Origin of the sequence: Xenorhabdus sp. NBAII XenSa04 (assembly GCF_963866145.1) — a bacterium.
Taxonomy (GTDB): Bacteria; Pseudomonadota; Gammaproteobacteria; order Enterobacterales; family Enterobacteriaceae; genus Xenorhabdus; species Xenorhabdus indica.
Genome location: NZ_CAWMEB010000159.1, coordinates 1 through 4,933, shown reverse-complemented (window position 1 = coordinate 4,933; position 4,933 = coordinate 1). Strand labels below are relative to the sequence as shown.

The 4,933-nt window shown below is 49.0% G+C and carries 3 protein-coding genes; all 3 read left to right on the top strand.

Going from position 1 to position 4,933, the window contains the following annotated elements:
* Positions 1–596: 596 nt before the first annotated feature.
* The 3 genes from AAC147_RS07295 to AAC147_RS07285 are packed head-to-tail and all read left to right on the top strand — an operon-like array spanning position 597 to position 4,902.
* A complete protein-coding gene (locus tag AAC147_RS07295) occupies positions 597–2,354 on the top strand; it encodes a type VI secretion system baseplate subunit TssF (RefSeq protein ID WP_047686136.1) in 1,758 nt (585 codons plus the stop codon).
* A 44-nt stretch (positions 2,355–2,398) separates the two neighbouring features.
* Positions 2,399–4,411 (top strand): type VI secretion system Vgr family protein, encoded by a 2,013-nt coding sequence (locus AAC147_RS07290; RefSeq protein ID WP_047686134.1) that lies wholly within the window; start codon positions 2,399–2,401, stop codon positions 4,409–4,411.
* Positions 4,408–4,902 (top strand): DUF4123 domain-containing protein, encoded by a 495-nt coding sequence (locus tag AAC147_RS07285; protein WP_047686131.1) that lies wholly within the window; start codon positions 4,408–4,410, stop codon positions 4,900–4,902. Before AAC147_RS07290 ends, AAC147_RS07285 begins: the two co-directional genes overlap by 4 nt.
* Positions 4,903–4,933: the final 31 nt, after the last annotated feature.

The following is a 4,933-nucleotide window of genomic DNA, read 5'->3' as shown; positions in this document are numbered from 1 at the left end:
ATACGCCCAAAAGGTGTTTTTATCCTGCTATCGACAATGTATTGAACACAGGTTCATACACTGATTTTTCACACCAACATCAACCCTATTTTCTTTTATCTTCCATGCGCGAAAGGATAGCTTCCTCGCATCCGGTTCATACGCGTTCACTGTTCCATTGCTCCCGAAACCCCTATTTTTAGTTTGTTGAAGTAACTTTCATTGCCAGACGGAATCTAACAATATCTGCTTCCAAAAGTGGGCAGATGTACCGCAATAACTGCGCTCCCTTTCAGGCTACGGGAGTTTTTTTGCCGCTTCGCGCTGATCCTTTCAGGCACTGGATCATCTTGTGTAAGCAAAGATATTAATGAACCCGCCAACTGGAGTCAAACAAATAACATTCTTTCCTCCCTTATTTTTGTCTGAATCTCTACACACATTCCGCAACTTTCCCGATATTTCACCAATATCCACGCAAAATATGCGTTAATTCATTAATTAATTCGATGGGTTAAATTGTACAATAAACACACTTTACCGATGATATCCCATTTTAAAGCAGGGTTATTCAGCATCATACTGACCTCTGACAGATAATGCATAAGTGAAATTCAATGAGAAACAACAAGGAGTTGCGGTATCTGCAAGAGCGTGCCTATCTGCGGGAGCTGGCGCAGCTTATCGCTAAGGAATCACCGCATTTAGCGGATTTTCTCACAGCTTCCTACGATCCCGATATTCAGCGGGTTTTTGAAGCGTTTGCCCTGCTCATTGCCCGGATACGGGATAAAATCGACGACCAATTTCCTGAAATTGTCCACGGGCTGCTGTCACGTATCTGGCCGTTAGCATTAAGTCCGATCCCACCGACGACATTGTTACAATTTTCCCCCATTGATGATGAACATCAGGGCACCATCGATATTCCGGCGAATACGGCGGTCTCTGCCAACCTGAACGGGCAGTTGCTCACCTTTAAAACCGGTCGTTCGCTGCACATTGAACCGCTGATAGTGCAGCACCGCAAAGTCAGTAAAACGGAAACCCACAGCGAAATCAGCCTGACGCTGCGTCAGACCGGCGTTCCTTCATCCGTCTGGCAAACCGGCCCGTTGACCTTTTTTCTCGGTACAGACACTGAACGCGCGGCTCAACTCAGTCTGTGGCTGGATCAGCATATCTGTGATGTCAGCGTGAATGTGCAGGGCGAGCGGCACAGGCTGGATTGTTTTCCCTATGGCTGGCATAGCTTGTTGGACACGCCACTGCTACCCGCATCACAAAATGCTTATTCCGGCCTGCAACCGCTGCTGGAATACTACGCGCTGCCAGCACTCTATAATTTTGTGATGCTGGATATCAGCCGCAGCCGGGCAACGCTGCCGTTGAATGCCGATGGTACCTTTGAGCTGATTTTCCGTTTTGAGGGTGAACTGCCGCTGGATGACGTTGATGAGGCATTTTTACTGGGCTGTGTGCCGGCGCTGCATCTGGAAAACCGCATCAGCCTGCCGGTGCGACTGACACCGGATAATCACCGTTATCCGCTGGCGCTGGGAGAATCAGTGCAGTTATTCCGGTTAAAAGAGATTCAGGTGGTGCAGCAACCCGGAGAGGAGAAGCAACGGGGAACCCCTTATCATTGGCGACCGATTGAGCAATTTATTCCCGCCGGACGGTTCCGGGATGAAACTCAGCAAGCGGAGACCTTTTATTATCAGCTTCAGACGGAACGTGATTTTTTAGGCCGCACGCAGCATCAGTTATGCTTTTTTGATGTGACAGGCAAGGCGGCAGATAACTTACCGGCTATCGCCATTTCAGCCCAGTTTACCGGCTACCATGAACAGGCGCTGACTCTGGCATCCAACACAGTCACCATCACCGAAGAAAGTGCGCCATCACATTTCAACGTGCAGAATATCATTCCGGTTCATACCGATTACCCGCCGTTATTACGGGAAGACACCGGCTGGTCGCTGATTTCCTGCCTGTCCAGCCCGCCAGTGATGCTCTTTGTCACCGCCAGCCTGAAACAGTTTCTTCGCCTGTTTGACCCGCATACTGACACCAACCGTCCGCTGAGTCGCCAGTTTCAGCAACATATCGACGGCATTGTACAGGTTGAAGAACGACTGACTGATCGGATGCGGCGCGGGCAACCGATTCGCGGGCATTTGCTGAAACTCATCCTGAACCCGGAGTGCTATCGCTCTCCCGGTGAGATGTACCGCTTCTGCCGACTGATTAATCAGACGATGGCCTGTTTTGTCGACCAGTCCACCTTCGTCATGCTGGAAATTTTCACCCCGGACGACCATTCTCCTTTGTGGCAGTTCTGGCATGTCGATGGCTTGCGTCCGGCGATGTGAGGTATTCAGGAATATAAGCAATTATTCATAAGGAAAACAGTTATATGAAAAGTGGATTACGTTTTGTGTTCACGGTCGCTGGTGTACCGGAAGACACCTTTGCGATCGGTGAATTTTCGTTGCAGGAAGGGTTATCGGAGCTGTTTACGCTGAATCTGACGCTGGTCAGGGCAGGCAATGAGAACCCGTTTAAACCGCAGGCGGATATGGATTTGGCCGGATTATTGATGCAGCAGGCGGTATTGCAGGTGTTTCAGGACGATACTGAGCAACGCAAAATCACCGGCATTATCTCCCACGCTGACTGGACAGGCACCGATGGCAGCAAAACCCTGTACACCATGACGGTGCGACCGGCCTGCTGGCGTCTGACGCTGAATCAGGACAGCCGGATTTACCATCATCAATCGGCTCCCGATATTTTGACCAACCTGCTGAAAAAGCACCATGTTAAAGCGGATTCGAAACTCTACGATACGCATCAGGACAGAGAATACGTCACGCAAAAGCGCGAATCCGATTATGCGTTTTTCAGCCGATTAGCGGCGGAAGAAGGTATCAGTTTCTGGTTTGAAGATAAAACGCTGTTTTTCAGTGACAGCCATCTGGGGATGACCGCCGGATTACCGCTGCAATACCAGCCACAGCCAGAAACCGCTTACGGTGTCGATACCGTTTATCTGGTACGACTTGGCGTCGGGATGAGCCCGCAACGCAGTCTGCACAAGGATTACAACTCGGAAAAGCCGCGTTATCACCTGTCCCATATGGAAAGCAGTGAAGGTTTCCGCGATTTCGGTAGCCAGACACCGTACACCGTGTTCGAAAGCTATGGGCGTTTTCAGAAAGATGCCGCTGCAAAACCGTTCCTGAAATACCGGCAGGAAGCATGGGATAACCTGAAACAGACCGGCAGTGCTCACAGTAACTGCATCAAACTGATGCCGGGAAAAATCTTCGAAATCAAAAACCATCCGCACAAACCGCTTAATGTGCGCTGGCAAATTGTCAGCATCAGTCACCACGGGCACTGTCCGCAGGCGCTGGGGGATAACAGCGGGCAAGGCACCACACTCAGCAATCAGTTCAGCTTTATTGACGGGCTGACTGACTGGCGTCCGCCGTTCCACTACAAACCGCTTGCTGACGGTGATGAAACCGCGGTTGTCGTTGGCCCCGAAGGAGAAGAAATCTTCGTCAACAAAGACGGTGCTATCAAAATCCATTTTCACTGGAACCGTTACGACGACCCAGATGACGGCGCATCCTGCTGGGTACGGGTAGCGCAGGGCTGGAACGGCAACGGTTACGGCTTTATGGCGATCCCGCGCATCGGGCAGGAAGTGATTATTTCCTATCTTAACGGCGACATTGACCGCCCGATAGTCACCGGCTGCGTCTACAACGGTCTGAACCGTCCGCCGCTGGACCTACCCGCCGCCAAAACCCGCACCACGTTTAAGACTAAGACCCATAAAGGTAAAGGGTTTAACGAACTGCGGTTTGAGGATGCGAAAGGCAGTGAAGAGGTGTTTATCCATGCGCAAAAAGATATCACCACGCAAATTCTCAACGATGAAACCAGCAATATCGGTCATAACCGTACACATCATATTAAAAATGATGCCCATTTACGTATTGATAATGAATACCGAGTACAGGCAGGTAATGATATTTCGCTATCAACGGGACAAAAACTCCATATTAAGACTGATGATGCCTTGTTAACCCAGAGTGGTAATGAAATTCATCTAAGTTCTGGTGCCAAAGTGGTGATTGATGCAGGTGCTGAACTGACTATTCAGGCCGCCGGGCACTTTCTGAAAATTGATGCCGGAGGAATTACCAGTAGTTCAGCCATCAATATGGGTAGTGGTGCACCGGGCAATGGCTCAGGCTGGGGCGGCAAGCTACCGGATATGCTGGATAAATTGAAACCAATGAATGTAGCTCAACCGGAAAAAATGCTTACCGCACCGCCAGAAAAAATTTGTATCAGTTGTTTAATGAAGGCCGCATTAGGTGGTTCAGCAATGGTTATCAGGGGGCAATCATGATCTCAGTCTCACCAGAAGCCTGGCAGGAATATCACAACACGCATCCAGACATAAAAAGGTATGCGTTGATTGATGGTTTACAGTATGAACGCCTCTTTGATGAGGAACTCACTTATATTGCAGAGCTGAATAATCCGCTTTTTCGCCGATATCCCGATGCCGAAATCGCCTTCGCCGGACCGTGGTTGTTTGACATAACCTATGACACTGCCTCCGTGGAAAAATTTCTAAAACTGGAAAAAACTTTCCCTGCTGTTTCATGGGTTTATTCCAAACTCTCGCTGGATAAATTGACTCGGCATTTTGAGCCATATTTGAATATTCAACTGGAAAGTGGCGAAACAGCACTGTTACGTTTTTACGATCCTCGCGTTCTGCATCAAATTCCGGATATTTTTAATCAGGAACAATTAACTGAATTCACACAACCGATTGATGAATGGAACTATTGGCTGAATGGTCAGTTTTATTATGTGAAAGGAGCACAATGATGATCACACTCAGTAATGAACAGGTAAATAA

What these genes read in the sequence shown, in the direction of transcription:
- AAC147_RS07295 (WP_047686136.1), top strand. Translation starts at nt 597, where the DNA reads ATGAGAAACAACAAGGAGTTGCGGTATCTGCAAGAGCGTGCCTATCTG.
- AAC147_RS07290 (WP_047686134.1), top strand. Translation starts at nt 2,399, where the DNA reads ATGAAAAGTGGATTACGTTTTGTGTTCACGGTCGCTGGTGTACCGGAA.
- AAC147_RS07285 (WP_047686131.1), top strand. Translation starts at nt 4,408, where the DNA reads ATGATCTCAGTCTCACCAGAAGCCTGGCAGGAATATCACAACACGCAT.